At 61.8% G+C, this 16334-nt stretch carries 14 protein-coding genes; 3 read left to right on the forward strand and 11 right to left on the reverse strand.

Translation table 11 applies throughout. From position 1 onward, the window contains the following. Window positions 1–29 precede the first annotated feature (29 nt). The 11 genes from ACZ445_RS01030 to ACZ445_RS01080 all read right to left on the reverse strand — a co-directional run bounded on the left by ACZ445_RS01030 (window position 30) and on the right by ACZ445_RS01080 (window position 11167). Entirely contained in the window at window positions 30–674 is a 645-nt protein-coding gene (locus ACZ445_RS01030) for a methionine ABC transporter permease (protein WP_058424826.1), read from the reverse strand. Beyond that, window positions 664–1779 carry a methionine ABC transporter ATP-binding protein gene (locus ACZ445_RS01035; RefSeq protein WP_058424825.1) on the reverse strand — a complete coding sequence of 372 codons (1116 nt, stop codon included), beginning with the start codon at window positions 1777–1779 and terminating at the stop codon, window positions 664–666. Before ACZ445_RS01035 ends, ACZ445_RS01030 begins: the two co-directional genes overlap by 11 nt. Further along, entirely contained in the window at window positions 1776–2591 is an 816-nt protein-coding gene (locus tag ACZ445_RS01040; protein ID WP_025855519.1) for a MetQ/NlpA family ABC transporter substrate-binding protein, read from the reverse strand. The genes ACZ445_RS01035 and ACZ445_RS01040 overlap by 4 nt, the downstream gene beginning before the upstream one ends. Continuing rightward, entirely contained in the window at window positions 2588–3967 is a 1380-nt protein-coding gene (locus ACZ445_RS01045) for an LLM class flavin-dependent oxidoreductase (RefSeq protein WP_464707915.1), read from the reverse strand. The genes ACZ445_RS01040 and ACZ445_RS01045 overlap by 4 nt, the downstream gene beginning before the upstream one ends. After that, window positions 3967–5160 carry an SfnB family sulfur acquisition oxidoreductase gene (locus ACZ445_RS01050; protein ID WP_464707917.1) on the reverse strand — a complete coding sequence of 398 codons (1194 nt, stop codon included), beginning with the start codon at window positions 5158–5160 and terminating at the stop codon, window positions 3967–3969. Before ACZ445_RS01050 ends, ACZ445_RS01045 begins: the two co-directional genes overlap by 1 nt. 25 nt (window positions 5161–5185) lie before the next feature. Next, the gene (locus ACZ445_RS01055) at window positions 5186–6427 is read right to left on the reverse strand and encodes an SfnB family sulfur acquisition oxidoreductase (protein ID WP_058424823.1); all 1242 of its coding nucleotides are present in this window, start codon (window positions 6425–6427) and stop codon (window positions 5186–5188) included. A 196-nt stretch (window positions 6428–6623) separates the two neighbouring features. Then, window positions 6624–7379, reverse strand: a complete 756-nt coding sequence (locus ACZ445_RS01060; RefSeq protein ID WP_058424822.1) for a hypothetical protein — start codon at window positions 7377–7379, stop codon at window positions 6624–6626. Window positions 7380–7672: 293 nt separating this feature from the next. Continuing rightward, window positions 7673–8419, reverse strand: coding sequence for an L-cystine ABC transporter ATP-binding protein TcyN (tcyN, locus tag ACZ445_RS01065; protein WP_058424821.1), 747 nt, complete (start codon window positions 8417–8419; stop codon window positions 7673–7675). 3 nt (window positions 8420–8422) lie between these two features. After that, on the reverse strand, window positions 8423–9088 hold the full coding sequence (gene tcyL, locus ACZ445_RS01070) for a cystine ABC transporter permease (protein WP_010214112.1): 666 nt from the start codon (window positions 9086–9088) through the stop codon (window positions 8423–8425). Continuing rightward, entirely contained in the window at window positions 9088–9882 is a 795-nt protein-coding gene (tcyJ, locus tag ACZ445_RS01075) for a cystine ABC transporter substrate-binding protein (protein ID WP_092248589.1), read from the reverse strand. Before tcyJ ends, tcyL begins: the two co-directional genes overlap by 1 nt. A gap of 289 nt (window positions 9883–10171) precedes the next feature. After that, window positions 10172–11167, reverse strand: coding sequence for a D-cysteine desulfhydrase (locus ACZ445_RS01080; RefSeq protein ID WP_310863150.1), 996 nt, complete (start codon window positions 11165–11167; stop codon window positions 10172–10174). A gap of 165 nt (window positions 11168–11332) precedes the next feature. Here ACZ445_RS01080 and epsC point away from each other — a divergent pair, with 165 nt between their 5' ends. From epsC to ACZ445_RS01095, 3 genes are all read left to right on the forward strand, one after another. Further along, window positions 11333–12259 carry a serine O-acetyltransferase EpsC gene (gene epsC, locus ACZ445_RS01085; protein ID WP_058424818.1) on the forward strand — a complete coding sequence of 309 codons (927 nt, stop codon included), beginning with the start codon at window positions 11333–11335 and terminating at the stop codon, window positions 12257–12259. 394 nt (window positions 12260–12653) lie between these two features. Then, a complete protein-coding gene (gene betT / locus ACZ445_RS01090; protein ID WP_165447923.1) occupies window positions 12654–14615 on the forward strand; it encodes a choline transporter BetT in 1962 nt (653 codons plus the stop codon). 295 nt (window positions 14616–14910) lie between these two features. After that, a complete protein-coding gene (locus tag ACZ445_RS01095) occupies window positions 14911–16239 on the forward strand; it encodes an OprD family outer membrane porin (protein ID WP_464708592.1) in 1329 nt (442 codons plus the stop codon). The last annotated feature ends 95 nt before the right edge of the window (window positions 16240–16334 follow it).

The raw sequence follows: 16334 nt of genomic DNA on the forward strand, positions 1-16334 counted from the left end.
CCGGGCGTCTTCGATGGCCCGACTATACCTCACCTCTTGTTGAGCACCCGCGCCAACCGATCACCCCCCAACTGAATCACCGCCACCAGCGCCACCAGCAGCACAATCACCGTCAGCATGATCTGCGTATCAAAGCGCTGATACCCATACCGGTACGCAATATCCCCCAAGCCCCCTGCGCCAATCGCGCCGGCCATGGCCGATGAGTTGATCATGGTCACCAGCGTGATGGTGAACCCGCCGACGATCCCCGGCAGCGCTTCCGGCAACAGCACATGCCAGATGATGTGCCAGCGGCGGCAGCCCATGGCTTGTGCGGCTTCGATCAGGCCGTGGTCGACTTCGCGCAGGCTTACCTCGGCGATCCGTGCAAAGAACGGCGTGGCGGCGATGGTCAGCGGTACGACTGCAGCCCACACGCCGTAGGTGGTGCCGACGATCAGCCGAGTGAACGGGATCAGCGCCACCATCAGGATCAGGAACGGAATCGAGCGGAACAGATTGACGAACGCCCCCAGCACGCGATTCAACGCCGGGGCCTGGTAAATGCCGCCCTTGTCACTGGTCACCAGGAATACCGCCAGCGGGATTCCCACCAGCAGCGCGATCAGCGATGACACGCCGACCATCAACAAGGTGTCGATGGCGCCTTGTACCAAACGATCAAACCACATAGCCCAGCACCTCTGTGTGTTGTGCCCAATTCCCGGCTCGTTTGCGCAGTTCTTCGGCGCTGTGGGGCGAGCCGTTTACCGCCAGCAGCAATTGCCCCAGGGCATGCCCCTGGATGCGTTCCACGCCGCCTTGCAAAAGGCGCACGCGACCGCCGAGTGCGCTGAACAGGGCGGCGAGGTCGGGTTCGTCGGTGTCGCCGCCGCTGAATTGCAAACGCAGCACCAGCGCCGCGTCGGCCGTCGCCGGTGTGGCCAGCAGGCGGCTTTGCAGTTCATCCGGCAGCCCGTGTTGCAGCGGTGCCAGCAGGGTTTGGCTGACTTCATGTTGCGGGTTGCCGAACACCTGCCACACCGGGCCTTGCTCGACGATGCGCCCATGTTCCAGCACCACCACGCGGTCGCAGATCTCGCGGATCACTGCCATCTCGTGGGTGATCAGCACGATGGTCAAACCCAGGCGCCGGTTGATCTCGCGCAGCAGGCCGAGAATCGATTGGGTCGTCTCCGGGTCGAGGGCCGAGGTGGCCTCGTCGCACAACAGGATCTCGGGGTCGTGCACCAGCGAGCGGGCAATGCCCACCCGTTGTTTCTGCCCGCCGGACAGCTGCGCCGGGTAGGACTTGTGCTTGTCCTGCAACCCCACCAGTTCCAGCAGTTCGCGCACCTTTTGCTCGCGCTGCAGCTTCGGTACGCCCGCCACTTTCAACGGCAACTCGACGTTCTGCCACACCGTCTTGGCCGACATCAGGTTGAAGTGCTGGAAGATCATGCCGATGCGCCGACGCAGGGCTACCAGGCGGTCTTCGTCGAAGTTGCCGATGTCCACCTGATCGATCAGCACCCGCCCGCTGCTGGGTTGTTCCAGGCGATTGATGGTGCGGATCAGCGATGACTTGCCGGCGCCGCTGCGGCCAATGATGCCGAACACTTCACCGCGCTGGATCGCCAGGTCGATGCCTTGCAAGGCATGCACGGTGCCGTCGTAGCTCTTGCCCAGGTTGATAAAACGCACATGGGCGCGATTGAGGTCCGGGTGCAGCTCGGTCTGTTCGGCGTCCCTGGGCGGCAGGCCCAGGTCGCGCAGTGAGGCATGGGCGGCGGTCATTTTTTATCTTCCCAGCCGACTTGGTAGAGCTTGCCGAGGGATTTATCCAACGCGGCACGCACCACCGGCGAATGCTGGTAGATATCTACAAACTTGATCACCCGTGGGTCGGTCTTGCTTTTGGGCTGGATCACGAACTGGATCACGTACTCCGGATGGTCGAGGCCGTCGAACAGCAGCGCCGACTCGGCATCGAAGGTCTTGGACAGGCGGATATACGCCGGGTAGCCCTGCACCAGGTCGGCATCGTCGTAGGCGCGCACCAGTTGCACTGCCTCCACTTGCAAAATCTTGATCTTCTTCGGGTTGCTGACGATGTCCTCTTCGGTGGCCTTGTAGCCCACGCCCGGCTTGAGCGTGATCAGGCCCGCCTTGGCCAGCAGTTGCAGGCCGCGACCGCTGTTGATCGGGTCGTTGGCAATCGCCACGCTGGCGCCCTGGGGCAGGTCGTTGATGCTCTTGTACTTCTTCGAGTACAGCCCGACGTTGTTGATGATGCCCGGCGCATAGGGCACCAGGTCAAAACCGGCGGCGGCCTTGGCGTTTTCCAGGAACGGGATGTGCTGGAAATAGTTCACGTCGATATCGCCGGCAGCCAGGCTGACGTTAGGTGCGATCCAGTCGGTGAACTCCACCAGCTCGACTTTGAGGCCTTGCTTGCCGGCTTCGGCTACAGCGGCTTCCAGAGGAATCGCAAAGGCGGCGGTGGTGCCGATCTTCAACGGCGCATCGGCGGCGAATACCGCTGAGCTGAACAGTCCGAATGCCAGGGCCAGTGCTTTGACTGGATGAGTGAGCAGTGTCTTTTTCATTGGGTATTTCCAGTCAGAGAAGCAATTTGTCGGTAGGTGGAACCGGTGTGTTGTTCGGGAAGTCGGGCGCCGCCGTGGAAGACTTTTTCCCGCAACGTGCCGGTCTCATAAGCGGTCTTGTACGACCCCCGCTTCTGCAACTCCGGAACCACCAAATCGATAAAGTCCACATAGCTCTCCGGCGTCACAATCCGCGTCAGGTTGAACCCATCCAACCCGGTCTCGCTGATCCACGACTCCAACTCATCAGCCACCTGTTCGGGCGAACCCACCAGAGTGATATAGCGACCACCCAAGGCGTGTTGCTCAAGCAACTTGCGCCGAGTCCAGTCGTTGTTCTGCAGGTTCTTGGTGGCCGACTGGATCGCGTTGCTCTTCACGTACTGGATCGGCTCGTCCAGTTCGTATTGGGCAAAGTCGATCGCCGTAGACGCCGAGAAATGCGCCACCCCTGCTTCAGCGCTGGCGTAGCTGAGGTATTCGGCATGCTTGGCCCAGGCAGCTTCCTCGGTGGCACCCACGATCACGTTGAGGCCCATGAACACCTTGATGTCATCCGGGTTGCGCCCGGCCGCGACCGCGCTGGCGCGCACCTTGTCCACCTGGACCTTGGTCGCCGCCTTGTTCTGGCCGCTGATGAATACGCACTCGGCATGGCGCCCGGCGAACAGCAACCCGCGCTCCGAACTGCCGGCCTGGAACAGCACCGGTGTACGCTGCGGCGAGGGTTCGCACAGGTGATACCCGTCCACCTGGTAGAACTCGCCCTGGTGCGCGACCTTGTGCACCTTGCCCGGCTGCGCGTACACCCGCGCCTTGGGATCGTTGAGCACCGCGCCGTCTTCCCAGCTGCCTTCCCAGAGTTTGTAGAGCACCTCCAGGTATTCATCGGCCTGGTCGTAGCGGCGGTCATGCTCGACTTGTTCAGTGAGGCCCATGGCCTTGGCGGCGCTGTCGAGGTAGCCGGTGACGATGTTCCAACCCACACGGCCATGGCTCAGGTGGTCCAGCGTGGACATGCGCCGGGCGAACAGGTACGGCGGCTCGTAGGTGAGGTTGGCGGTGAGGCCGAAGCCGAGGTTTCTGGTGACGGCGGCCATGGCTGAGACCAACAGCAACGGGTCATTCACCGGCAGCTGGATCGACTCTTTGAGCGGCACATCAATCGAGTTCTGGTACACGTCGTACACACCGACGATGTCGGCGATGAACAAACCGTCGAACAGCCCTCGCTCCAGGGTTTGCGCCAGCTCGGTCCAGTACTCGATCGTCTTGTACTGGGTCGAAGTGTCCCGTGGATGCGTCCACAGGCCGTGGTTGATATGCCCGATGCAGTTCATGTTGAAGGCATTGAGCAGGATTTTTTTCTTCGCCATCAAATGGTCCCCCGCAGTGGCGGGTTTTCATCGTTCAGGTAGTAATTACCCACCGCGTGGTACTTCCACCGCACCGGGTCGTGGAGGGTGTGCACCCGGGCGTTGCGCCAGTGACGGTCCAAGCCATGTTCAGCCAGGGTCGCCTGGCTGCCGGCCAGTTCGAACAGGGTGCTGCCGGCGGCCAGGGAAATTTCGGTGCTCAAGGCGCGTACTTCCGCGACGGCAATCGAGGCGGCAGCGACGGTCTCGGCGTTGCTGTCGGCCTGGGCGCGGTCCAGGTATTCGCCCGAGCGCTCCAACAGCGCCTCGGCGGCGTGCAGGCGGATGCTCAAGTGGCCGAAGCTTTTCAGGGTCAGTGGGTCTTCAGTGGCCTTGTCGTTGCCGGAGTCGATCCACGGGCGGGTCTTGGTGCGTACAAAGTGCAGCGCATCTTCAAAGGCCGCACGGGCGATCCCTGTGTCGATGGCAGCGTGAAGGATCTGGGCCAGCGGGCCGACGGTGGTCGGGCGTTCGAAGGCGCTCTGGAACGGGATCACGTCCTGCGCGGCCACCCACACGTTATCGAATACCACCGAACCGCTGCCGGTGGTGCGCTGGCCGAAGCCGCTCCAGTCGTCGATCACGCTCAGGCCTTCGCTGTCGCGTGGCACAAAGGCCAGTTGCTGCACGCCATGTTCATCCACCACCGAAGTGGGGATGCGCTGGGCGTAGATCGCGCCGGTGGAATAGAACTTGCGGCCGCTGATGCGGAAACCGTCACCGTCGCGGGTGATTTTAGTGACGCGGTCATGGGCCGTCTTGGTGCCCAGTTCCGCCAAGGCGTTGCCGAAGCGCTGGCCGGCAAGTACCTCGGCGTACAGGCGTTTTTGCTGTGCCGGGCTGCCGTTTACGCGCAGCACTTCCAGGGCGTAGAAATGGTTCTGCGGGATCTGGCCCAGGGATGCATCGGCCTGGGCTATCAAGGCAATGACCTTGGCCAGGGTGACATTGGATACGCCCGCGCCGCCGTACGCCTTCGGCACGCTGATGCCCCACAGGCCGGAGCGCGAGAACGCATCCAGCTCGGGCAAGGGCAGGCGGCGCTCGCGGTCGCGCTGGGCGCTGTCGCGGCGCAAGTCTTCGGCCAGGTCGCTGGCGACAACAAGGACTTGTTCGTCGCTGGTGATGACCGCGACGTTTGCAGAGAAAGTCATAGGTGTTCTCCAGAGGTCTGGTCGGTCAGATCCAGGAATGCCTGGCTGGCAATGTGCCGTTCAGTCGATAGGCGCCGATGGCGTGATACTTCCAGCGCACCGGGTCGTGCAGCGTGTGCACCCGGGCGTTGCGCCAGTGACGGTCGAGGTTGAATTCGGCGAGGGTGGCGCGGCTGCCGGCCAGTTCGAAGAGCTTCTCGCTGACCAACAGCGACACTTCGGTGGTCAGCACCTTGGCCTCGGCCACGGCGATGGAGGCACGCGCGGCGGACTGCGTGGTGATCGGCGCGGCGCTGATCTGGTCCAGCACTTGCCCTGCCTTGCGCAGCAGCGCTTCGGCGGCGTGCAGTTCGATCTTCAGCTTGCCGATGTCGGCGATCACATACAGGTCATCGCTGGCACGTTCGACCTTGGCGTCGATCCAGGGGCGCGAGCGTTCGCGCACGAACGCGATGGTGTCATCCAGCGCACCACGGGCGATGCCGGCGTCAATAGCCGCCTGGATCAATTGCGAGACGGCGCCCTGGATCGTCGGGGACTCGCCGATGCGCCAGTTTTCCACGACCAGTTCGGCCTCCACCGGCACCTGATCCAGCAGCACCGTGCCGCTGGCGGTGGTGCGCTGGCCGAAGCCGGACCAATCGTCAACGATGCGCAGCCCTTCAGTGCCTCGGCGCACGAACGCCATGACCTGCTTGCCATCATCGTTCAACGCCTTGACCGCGACCCAATGCGCAAACAGCGCGCCGGTGGAATAGAACTTCTGGCCGCTGATTACGTAACCGTCACCGTTGGCGGTGATGCGCGCCTTGAGCTCCAGCGTATTCCTGGTGCCGCGTTCCGGGCCGCCATTGCCGATGCGCCACCCGTCGAGCACGCTTTGGAACAGCTGCTTTTTCTGGCGTTCGGTGGCGGCGCCCTGCAACAGGTGCAGGATGCCGAAATGGTTCTGCGGGATCTGACCGAGGGCCGGGTCTGCCGCGCTGATGATCGCAAACACCTCGGCCAGGGTCACGAAAGACACCTGCGGGCCGCCGTATTCGCGGGGAATGGAAATACTGCCCAGCCCACTGCGGGTGAACTGCTCGATCTGCGCCCACGGCAGCTTGCGTTGCTGGTCGCGCCTGGCGGCTTGCGGGCGTGCCGCCTGGGCCAGCTCATGGGCAGCTTTCAGCGCCTCGGCATCGTTGCGCAGCACGGTGGCCGGCAACAGCAGGGGGGCTACGTCCAGATCACTCTGGGGGGGTGTTAGAGCCAAGTTAGACATCAGCGCCGCTCCTTGGCTGCACGTAATGCCCTGGCGTTGCGCACCGGGGTAATCCTGACCATACCGACCTCGCATTCAATGAAATAAAAACAGAAAAATCAGAGATGTCCGGTGGTCCGGTGCATATACCCTAAGCGTGTTAAATATTTAAATAAACTAACTTTTGGGAATATGCATAGAAGGTCTGTCACCCAGGTTAGCAGGGAGAACCCAGAGTTCGTGGCTGGTAAATCAGCGCGCTCCCGGCCGGGCGGGACGGTGCGCCCGCTGCGATGCGCAAGGTGCGCGCGGGTGCCCAGAGTGAATTGTTGCCGACACGATCGAGAATGCAGTACGTCACCTCCAGCCGGCAGTCGTCACCGCCTTCGAGAATGACTATCGACGGCACCCAGACCTGCACGGCCTGGCCGACTTCCCGGGCCTGGACCTTGGGCAGATCCAGGCGTACATCGCCCCAGCGCAAGGTGATGGCATCGCCGTTGGCCATGTTCAGGTACGGCTGGATGGTCAGCGGGATGCCGCGTCGTACCTGCCCGGCATTGACGCCGTAGCGGCGGATGGTGTCGGGCAAGCCCACGGGGGCGAGGTTCTGGTTCTCGTCGAGGTATAAGGGCGAGGGCTGGCCGCCCGGGTAGAGGGTCTTTACGCGGACTCGGGTCACCCCTGAGCGAGCCGGAGCATGACCAACCTGCATGACCTGGTAGTGCACACGAGCTGGGCCATCGAGCACGAAACTTTCCGGTACTCGCAGGTGGGTGACCGCGCCGATCCTGCAGGCGGTGACCCGGCGTGAAGCGGCGAAACAGTTGTTCCAGAACAGCTCGATCAGGTCGCCTTCATCCATGCCGGGATATGGAGCGATGTCGACCTGCAAGTGGGTGGCGGCCAAGGCATTGATGCCATTGCCGATGGCCTGGGGCAGTGTCGGGGCAGTGAGCAGGGGGCGTGTCATAAGTCATCTCCTTGATGCAGCCAGCAGCCATCGTTCCGGACCTTTGGCGTGGGTGCACGCGATGGGCCGAAAAGAACGATTCAGTGAATAGCCGGGATAGGATCCAATCCTCTGGGTGCTAGATAAGAGGGTTGGCCAAGGAGCGTCAATGGCGGCAAATGGCTAAATGGAGTGTTTGGAGATATTCAGAACGGTCTGACTGAGGCGGGGATATTCAGGTAGGTGCGCTGGGGTGTTTTACCCGCGGCAACGAAGATTCCTTGTAGGAGCGAGCTCGCTCCTACAAGGGGGTATCAGTGGGCGAGGAATTTGCTCAGGAACTGCTTGGTGCGCTCTTCCCTGGGGTTGGCGAACAGCGCCTTGGCTTCACCTTGTTCGACGATCACGCCCTTGTCGAAGAAGATCACCCGGTTGGCCACATCCCGCGCAAAACTCATCTCGTGGGTGACGATGACCATGGTGCGGTTTTCTTCGGCGAGGCTGCGGATGGTCGCCAGCACTTCACCGACCAGCTCCGGGTCCAGCGCCGAGGTGGGTTCGTCGAACAGGATCACCTCCGGCTCCATGGCCAGCGCACGGGCAATCGCCACGCGCTGCTGCTGGCCGCCGGACAGGCGCCGTGGGTAGGCGTCTTCCTTGCCTGCCAGGCCGACTCTGGCCAGCAACGTGCGCCCCAAAGCGATAGCCTCTTCGCGTGGCATCTTCTTGACCACGGTGGGGCCTTCGATGACGTTTTCCAGCGCGGTGCGGTGGGGGAACAAGTTGAAGTTCTGGAACACAAATCCCACGTGCTGGCGCAGGCGCCGCACCAGGCTTTGTTGCTGGTTGATCGGCTTGCTGGTGTCGATCTCGATGTCACCCACCTTGATGCGGCCGCTGGTGGGTTGTTCGAGGAAGTTCAGGCAGCGCAGGAAGGTGGTCTTGCCGGAACCGCTGGGGCCGATGATGGCGATGACTTCGCCTTCCTTGACCTCCAGGTCGATGCCGTTGAGCACCACCTGACCGTTGAATTGTTTGGTCAGTTTTTCAACCACGATCATGCTTCAGGACTCCAGGTCATGCCGGTTGACCCGGTCTTCCAGGCGGTTTTGCAAGTGCGCCAGGATGCTCGCCAAAATCCAGTAGATCAGCGCAGCGGAGAGATACATGGTGAAGATTTCGAAGGTCCGTGCCGACACCAGTTGCGCCTGGCGGAACAGCTCGGGCACCTGGATGGTGGCGGCCAGCGCCGTGTCCTTGACCAGCGAAATGAAGCTGTTGCCCAGCGGCGGCAACGCCGTGCGCATCGCCTGCGGCAGGATGGCCCGGCGCAGGGTCTGCGCGCGGGTCATGCCGATACTGGCGGCGGCTTCCCATTGGCCGCGCTCGATGGAACCGATGGCGGCGCGCAGGATTTCACAGGCATAGGCGGCCATGTTCAGCGAAAAGCCGATCATGGCCGCCGGGATCGGATCCAGCTCGATGCCCACTTGCGGCAAGCCGTAGTAGATCAAAAACAGCTGTACCAGCAAGGGCGTGCCGCGAAAGAACGACACGTAGACTCGTGCGAGCCAGCTCACCAGCTTGAAACGCGAAAGGCGCATCAAGGCCAGGCCGAAGCCCAGCAGCAAGCCGAAAAACATCCCGCCGAGGCTGAGGATCACCGTGTAATACGCGCCCTTGAGCAGAAAGGGCGCGGAGTCCAGCGCGAGTTGGAAACCTGCTTCCATTATTGAGTGACGTCAGCGTTGAAGTACTTCTCGGACAGCTTCTTCAAGGTGCCGTCGGCGCGCAGTTTGTCGAGGGCCTTGTTCACTGCATCCAGCAGTTCTGGCTCACCCTTGCGCAGGGCGATACCGGCTTCCTGGCGGGAGAAAGCGTCGCCGGCAGCAGCGGTGTCCGGGGCTTTCTTGGCGTACTCCAGGGCAGCCAGGCGGTCGATCAGGATGGCGTCGATACGGCCGATGCGCAGGTCCTGGAACTTGGTCGGGTCGTCGTTGTAGGTCTTGATGATGGCTTTGGGTTGGTTGTCCTTGAGCCATTGCTCGTAGTTGGTGCCCAGGCCCACACCGACTTTCTTGCCGGCCAGGTCGTCGGCGGTCTTGATAGCGTCGACGTTTTTCTTCAGGACCAGCGCCTGGATACCGGAGACGGTGTAAGGCTGGGAGAAGTCGTATTTCTTTTTACGTTCTTCGGAGATGGTCACTTGGTTGACCACGGCGTCCAGGCGCTTGGATTCCAGGGCGGCGAGGATGCCGTCCCATGGCGTCGCTTGCAGCTTGACCTTCACGCCCAGCTCCTTGGCCAGGGCTTCGGACAGTTCCACTTCGAAACCGCTCAGCTTGCCGCTTTCATCGACGAAGCTGAACGGCGGGTAAGTACCTTCCAGGCCGATCTTGATCTCGCCGGCTTTTTTGATGTTGCCCAGTTGTTCACCCGCGACTGCCTGGCCGATCAGGCCAGCCCCGAGTGCCAGGCCCAAAGTGCCAACCAGCAACGTGCGACGGAATACAGAAATAGTCATGAAGAGCCCCTGTGTTTTTATGGTGTGCGAAGCAGGTGACGCAGTAGTCGTATCCTGCCTTAAAGCGCGTAGCGCGTCTTCGCCTACGGCGCGACTATAAAGCCGGTTTTTAAGACTTGAAAATAATATAAATAAAACCTGATATTCCAATATTGAATATCAAGAGATTCTAATGTTGGAGGGGCTTGCCCCCGATAGCGGTGTATCAGCCACAGAAGTCATGACTGATACTCTGTCATCGGGGGCAAGCCCCCTCCCACATGCTGGTCCACATTTAGTCCGCGTTGATTCAGTTGAAGGCGCTGTTGTAGGCAAACAACGCCGGCGCCCCACCGGTATGCAGGAAAATGATCGGGCCATCCTCGAAGCGCTGGCGCCCGATACCGTCAAGCAAGCCGGCCATGGCCTTGCCAGTGTAGACCGGGTCCAGCAGCAGGCCTTCCTGGCTCGCCAGTAACTTGACCGCAGACAGCGTGCCGGCGTTCGGTTCGCCATAGCGCGGGCCGAAATATTCGTCCCACAGGATCACCTTGAAGGCCTCGGGAATATCCACACCCAGCAATTGGGCGGTGCGTTCGGCCAGGCCCTGCACTTTCGGCAACTGGGCTTCTTCGGTGCGTGATACGGTGATACCGATCACGGGCAACTGCGGCAGCACTTCACTCAACGCCAGGGCCAGGCCACTGTGGGTCCCCGCGCTGCCGGACGCCAGCACCACGGCGGCAAACTCGATGCCGCTGTCTTCGATCTGCGCGGCCAGCTCCAGGCCGGCGCGCACGTAACCCAGGGCGCCGAGGGCGTTGGAGCCGCCGATAGGCACCAGGTACGGCTGCTTGCCGTTGCTGCGCAGGCGGTCGGCGAGGGCGTTGAGCTGGTCGTCGACGTTGTCGAGGTTTTCGACCAGCTCTACCTTGGCGTCGAACAGGTCCAGCAGCAGGCGGTTGCCGTTGCCCAGGTAGTTGGGGTCTTCGGTGCCGGTGGGGTTTTCCAGCAGGGCGACGCAACCCAGGCCGAGCTTGGCGGCCAGCGCGGCGGTCTGGCGCACGTGGTTGGATTGGATCGCGCCGGCGGTCACCAGGGTGTCGGCGCCTTGGGCGATGGCATCGGCGGCCAGGTATTCGAGTTTGCGCAGCTTGTTGCCGCCCATGGCCAACGGGGTGGTGTCGTCGCGCTTGACGTAGATGTCCCTGCCCAACCAGGCCGACAGCCGCTCGAGTTTTTCCAGGGCGGTGGCGCCACCCAGCAGTTCCAGGCGGTTAAAACGGTCGAGTTGTTGTTTGATCATGGCTACGCACGGTTGATGAGGATGGGGCGACTATAGGCAGGCACTTTTCATCGGGCAACCGCCAATCGCTTATTCCGGATGGTTCTTAGTATTGCACCATTGGTTCTTAAGGGCGGCCAGGGTGCATACCGTAAAGTGAGCGCCATTACGTCAGGAGTGAAAACCGTGAGTGAGCGTTCCAGTCATTGGCAATTACAGACCATCGTCAGCCAGTTGCGCGGCGCCCGGGACCAGTGGCGCACGCGCAATGGCCGCTTGAGCGGTGAGCATGGTGGCCGCGAGTTGCCGTCCCGCGAGGCGGTGGCGCAGATCCTGGAGTCGTTGTGCGGTGCGCTGTTTCCGATGCGCCTGGGACCGGTGGACCTGCGTGAAGAAAGCGAAGATTTCTACGTCGGCCACACCTTGGATGTGGCGCTCAATGCCCTGCTCGGCCAGGCGCGCCTGGAACTGCGCTACGCCGCGCGTCAGAGCGGCGAGGACGACAGCGCCGTCGATGCTCACGCCATCCGCCTGATCCAGGATTTCGCCCTGGCCTTGCCGTCCCTGCGCAGCCTGTTGGACACCGACGTGCTGGCCGCCTACCACGGTGACCCGGCGGCGCGCAGCGTGGATGAAGTGCTGCTGTGCTACCCCGGCATCCTGGCGGTGATTCACCATCGCCTGGCCCACCACCTGTACCGTGCCGGTCTGCCGCTGTTGGCGCGCATCAGTGCCGAGATCGCCCACTCGGCCACCGGCATCGACATCCACCCCGGCGCGCAGATCGGCCCGAGTTTCTTTATCGACCATGGGACCGGTGTGGTCATCGGCGAAACCGCGATCATCGGCGAGCGCGTGCGCATCTACCAGGCCGTGACCCTGGGCGCCAAGCGCTTCCCGGCGGACGAGGACGGGCAGTTGCAGAAGGGCCATCCGCGTCACCCGATTGTCGAGGACGATGTGGTGATCTACGCCGGGGCGACCATCCTGGGGCGCATCACCATCGGCAAGGGCTCGACCATTGGCGGCAACGTGTGGCTGACCCGCAGCGTGCCGGCGGGGGCGAATATCACCCAGGCGAATTTGCAGCATGAAGATGGTGCGCAGAAGTAAGCAGCATGCTTACCGAATGTGGGAGGGGGCTTGCCCCCGATGGCGGAGTGTCAGTCAGCACCTCTGATACTGATACGGCGCCATCGGGGGCAAGCCCCCTCCCACATTTTGTGTGCATTTCACCTCCAGACTGCTGAACGATTTCCTCTTCTCGCCCGTCATACCAATCCTTGAGCTAGTGTAGGAATCACCTACCACTCAGCCCTGCGATTAGTCCCAGACCGCCTATCCATGTTTAACTTGAATGCTCGTTCAAGTTAAACCCGGTGGTTCGCTGCCCGCTCACAACAGGAGGCTTACCTTTGCTGAGTCCGTTATTGACAGCCACATCCCTCACCCTCGGGGTGCATCGTTCATGAGTGCATCGTCCACCCCATCCAGCGGCCTGGTGCGCATGAATGCGCCGGTCTTCTACTTCGCCGCGACGTTTATCCTGCTGTTCGGCATCACCGTCATCGCTATCCCTCAACAGGCCGGTGCCTGGCTGCTGGCGGCGCAAAACTGGGCGGCCAACACGGTCGGCTGGTACTACATGCTGGCGATGACCCTGTATCTGGTCTTCGTGGTGGTCACCGCGCTATCGGGCTACGGCAAGATAAAACTCGGTGCCGACCACGACGAGCCCGAATTCAGTTACCTGTCCTGGGCCGGCATGCTGTTCGCCGCCGGGATCAGCATCACGCTGTTCTTCTTCTGCGTCTCCGAGCCGCTGACGCACCTGGTGCAACCGCCGCAAGGCGCGCCGATGAACGCCGACGCCGCACGCCAGGCCATGCAGATCCTGTTCCTGCACTGGGGCCTGCACGGCTGGGGTGTGTTTGCGTTCGTGGGCATGGCCCTGGCGTACTTCGCCTACCGGCATAACCTGCCGCTGGCGTTGCGCTCGGCGTTGTACCCGCTGATCGGCAAACGCATCAATGGCCCCATCGGTTACGCGGTGGATGGCTTCGGCATCATCGCCACGGTGTTCGGCCTGGGCGCGGACATGGGCTTTGGGGTGCTGCACCTCAACTCAGGGCTGGATTACCTGTTCGGCATTGCCCATACCCAGTGGATCCAGGTTGGCCTCATCACCCTGATGATGGGCGCCGCGATCCTGGTCGCCGTGGCCGGCGTCGACAAGGGCGTGCGGGTGATGTCCGACATCAACATGCTGCTGGCCTGTGCGCTACTGCTGTTCGTGTTGTTCGCCGGGCCGACCCAGCATTTGCTCAACACCCTGATCCAGAACATCGGTGACTACCTGGGCGCCTTGCCGACCAAGAGTTTCGACGTGTACGCCTACGACAAACCCAGCGACTGGCTGGGCGGCTGGACCGTGTTCTACTGGGCCTGGTGGATTGCATGGTCGCCGTTCGTGGGCCTGTTCATCGCGCGTATTTCCCGTGGCCGTACCATCCGCGAATTCGTGTTTGGCGTGTTGCTGATCCCGCTGGGTTTCACCCTGGCGTGGATGTCGATCTTCGGCAACAGCGCCATCGACCAGGTGCTCAACCACGGCATGGCCGCACTCGGCCAGTCGGCCATCGATGACCCGTCGATGAGCCTCTACCTGCTGCTGGAAACCTACCCGTGGAGCAAGACAGTCATCGCGGTCACGGTGTTTATCAGCTTCGTATTCTTCGTCACCTCGGCCGACTCCGGCACCGTGGTGCTGTCGACCCTGTCGTCCAAGGGCGGCAACGCCGATGAAGACGGGCCGAAATGGCTGCGGGTGTTCTGGGGGGCGATGACCGCGCTGGTCACCAGTGCCTTGCTGTTCGCCGGCAGTATCGACTCGCTCAAGTCAGCGGTGGTGCTGACCTCGCTGCCGTTCTCGATGATCCTGCTGCTGATGATGTGGGGGCTGCACAAGGCGTTCTACCTCGAATCGCAGAAGCAGATCGCCCAGTTGCACTCGCTGGCGCCGGTTTCGGCAGCGCGCAAAGGCCGGGGCGGCTGGCGTCAGCGTTTGAGCCAGGCGGTGCATTTCCCGTCGCGGGACGAGGTGTATCGCTTCCTGGAGTCAACCGTGCGTCCGGCGATTGAAGAGGTAACGGCGGTGTTCGTCGAGAAGGGCCTGAGTGTGGTCACCCAGCCCGACCCGTCCAACGACAGCGTCAGCCTGGAAATCGGCCATGGCGAGGAGCATCCGTTCGTTTACCAGGTGCAGATGCGCGGCTACTTCACGCCGTCGTTTGCCCGTGGCGGCATGGGCTCCAAAGAGATCAACAACCGTCGCTACTACCGGGCGGAAGTGCACTTGGCCGAGGGCAGTCAGGACTACGACCTGGTGGGTTACACCAAGGAGCAGATCATCAACGACATCCTCGACCAATACGAGCGACACTTGCAGTTCCTGCACCTGGTGCGTTGACGCTCAACGCAGGCCTGTCAGAGCAGCTTTATGTGGGAGGGGGCTTGCCCCCGATAGCGGAGTGTCAGTATCCGATGAGCTGGCTGGCCTACCGCAATCGGGGGCAAGCCCCCTCCCACAAAAGTATGTGCAAGGCCCTGAATTTTCGGGTTTTCTTAAATTTAATTTCATCCGTCACCCGCCGGTTTTGACGCGCAACTGTCATCTGGCCACTGCGTAATTGTGTGAAGCGTTTGACGCTTTCATTTCAGAACAGTGACGGAGACCGGTACCAATGAAGACGTTGATAAGCCCTATGGTGGGTGCCGCCATGGCGAGCTTTATGCTGTCCGCCCATGCCGATTTTATCGATGACAGCCACGCCGATGTGACCCTGCTCAACCGCTACCTCAACCAGCAGGGGCGTGACGTGGTGAACAGCAACGCCAAGGCCCACAGCATTCGCGATTGGGGCCAGGGTTTCGAGTTCAACTTCAAGTCCGGCTACACCGAAGGCCCGGTGGGGTTTGGCCTGGATCTGCAGGCGTTCTATGGGTTGAAGCTGGACTCCGGTGGCGATCTCAACGACAAGGATCACCAGGGCCGCTACCCCGGCAGCATGTTCCCGCTGGACAACGGCAAGTCCGCCGACCAGTTCGGCGTGTTGAGCCCGACGTTCAAGATGCGTTTCGCCAAGGACGAGTTGCGCCTGGGTACGCTCTACGGCAACAACCCGGTGCTGGCTAACACCGACGGGCGCCTGTACCAGCAGACCAACACCGGCGTGCAACTGGTGTCCAAGGACCTCAGTGATTTCACCTTCACCGGCGGCGATATCTTCAAGACCAAGATCCGCAACGAAACCGGCGACCAGGGCATGATTACCGCCGGTGGCACCAAAGAGAGCGATCGCTTCCTGTTCGGCGGTGCGGACTACACCGGCATCCAGAACACCACGGCCAGCCTGTGGTACTCCAACCTTGAGGATTACTACCAGCAGTTCTTCCTTGGCGCCAAGCGCCATGACGCCTTGTCGGTGGGCGCTATCGACACCGATGTGCGGGTGTTCCGCAGCCTGGGCGTGGGCGGCAACGCTGACGGAGACAAAGACTTCGCGGCGGCGGGCCTCTACGGTGACGGCACGGGCAAGGGTCGGATCAACCAGACCACCGCCAGCCTGCTTGAGAGCTACAGCCTGGACGGCCATACCGTTGGCCTGGGCATCCAGAAAAACAGTGGCGACAGCGATTTTCCGTACCTGGATTCCGGCCTGAACAGCGGTGACAACCGCCAAGGCCCAGGTTCAGGCGCCGACACTCCGGCGCTGACCAACATGCAGTTGAATAAATTTCAACACGCCGGTGAGCGCACGTGGCTTGCGCAGTACAAGTATGACTTCGGTAAGCTGGGCCTCATGGGCCTGACGTTCTCCGCCGCCTATGCCCACGGCGATGACATCCGCACGGCGCAAGGCACTACCAGCGAATGGGAACGCAACGTCGCCGTGGCGTATCAAGTGCCCACTGGCACCCTTAAAGGCCTGGGTGTCACCTGGAAAAACGCCCACGCCAGCCCGGACATCAGCGGTGCCACCGTGCAGGATGAAAACCGCTTCTATGTGAGTTATGTCGTTCCACTCTGGTAGGCAATTGCTGTAGAACGGAACGGCAGACTTAAGCGATTCAGCTGGTTAAAAGGCCTGGGAATAACCTTATTTCCAGGCCTTATTTGCCGACGTCC

It is taken from the genome of Pseudomonas allii, assembly GCF_055380095.1.

Excerpts from the sequence above, each read along its gene's own strand:
- ACZ445_RS01030 (WP_058424826.1), bottom strand. The coding sequence starts at position 674 with ATGTGGTTTGATCGTTTGGTACAAGGCGCCATCGACACCTTGTTGATG.
- tcyL (WP_010214112.1), bottom strand. The coding sequence starts at position 9,088 with ATGGAAGCAGGTTTCCAACTCGCGCTGGACTCCGCGCCCTTTCTGCTC.
- betT (WP_165447923.1), top strand. The coding sequence starts at position 12,654 with ATGAATGCGCCGGTCTTCTACTTCGCCGCGACGTTTATCCTGCTGTTC.
- ACZ445_RS01040 (WP_025855519.1), bottom strand. The coding sequence starts at position 2,591 with ATGAAAAAGACACTGCTCACTCATCCAGTCAAAGCACTGGCCCTGGCA.
- ACZ445_RS01080 (WP_310863150.1), bottom strand. The coding sequence starts at position 11,167 with ATGATCAAACAACAACTCGACCGTTTTAACCGCCTGGAACTGCTGGGT.
- ACZ445_RS01045 (WP_464707915.1), bottom strand. The coding sequence starts at position 3,967 with ATGGCGAAGAAAAAAATCCTGCTCAATGCCTTCAACATGAACTGCATC.
- ACZ445_RS01035 (WP_058424825.1), bottom strand. The coding sequence starts at position 1,779 with ATGACCGCCGCCCATGCCTCACTGCGCGACCTGGGCCTGCCGCCCAGG.
- tcyJ (WP_092248589.1), bottom strand. The coding sequence starts at position 9,882 with ATGACTATTTCTGTATTCCGTCGCACGTTGCTGGTTGGCACTTTGGGC.
- tcyN (WP_058424821.1), bottom strand. The coding sequence starts at position 8,419 with ATGATCGTGGTTGAAAAACTGACCAAACAATTCAACGGTCAGGTGGTG.
- ACZ445_RS01095 (WP_464708592.1), top strand. The coding sequence starts at position 14,911 with ATGGTGGGTGCCGCCATGGCGAGCTTTATGCTGTCCGCCCATGCCGAT.
- ACZ445_RS01050 (WP_464707917.1), bottom strand. The coding sequence starts at position 5,160 with ATGACTTTCTCTGCAAACGTCGCGGTCATCACCAGCGACGAACAAGTC.
- ACZ445_RS01060 (WP_058424822.1), bottom strand. The coding sequence starts at position 7,379 with ATGACACGCCCCCTGCTCACTGCCCCGACACTGCCCCAGGCCATCGGC.
- ACZ445_RS01055 (WP_058424823.1), bottom strand. The coding sequence starts at position 6,427 with ATGTCTAACTTGGCTCTAACACCCCCCCAGAGTGATCTGGACGTAGCC.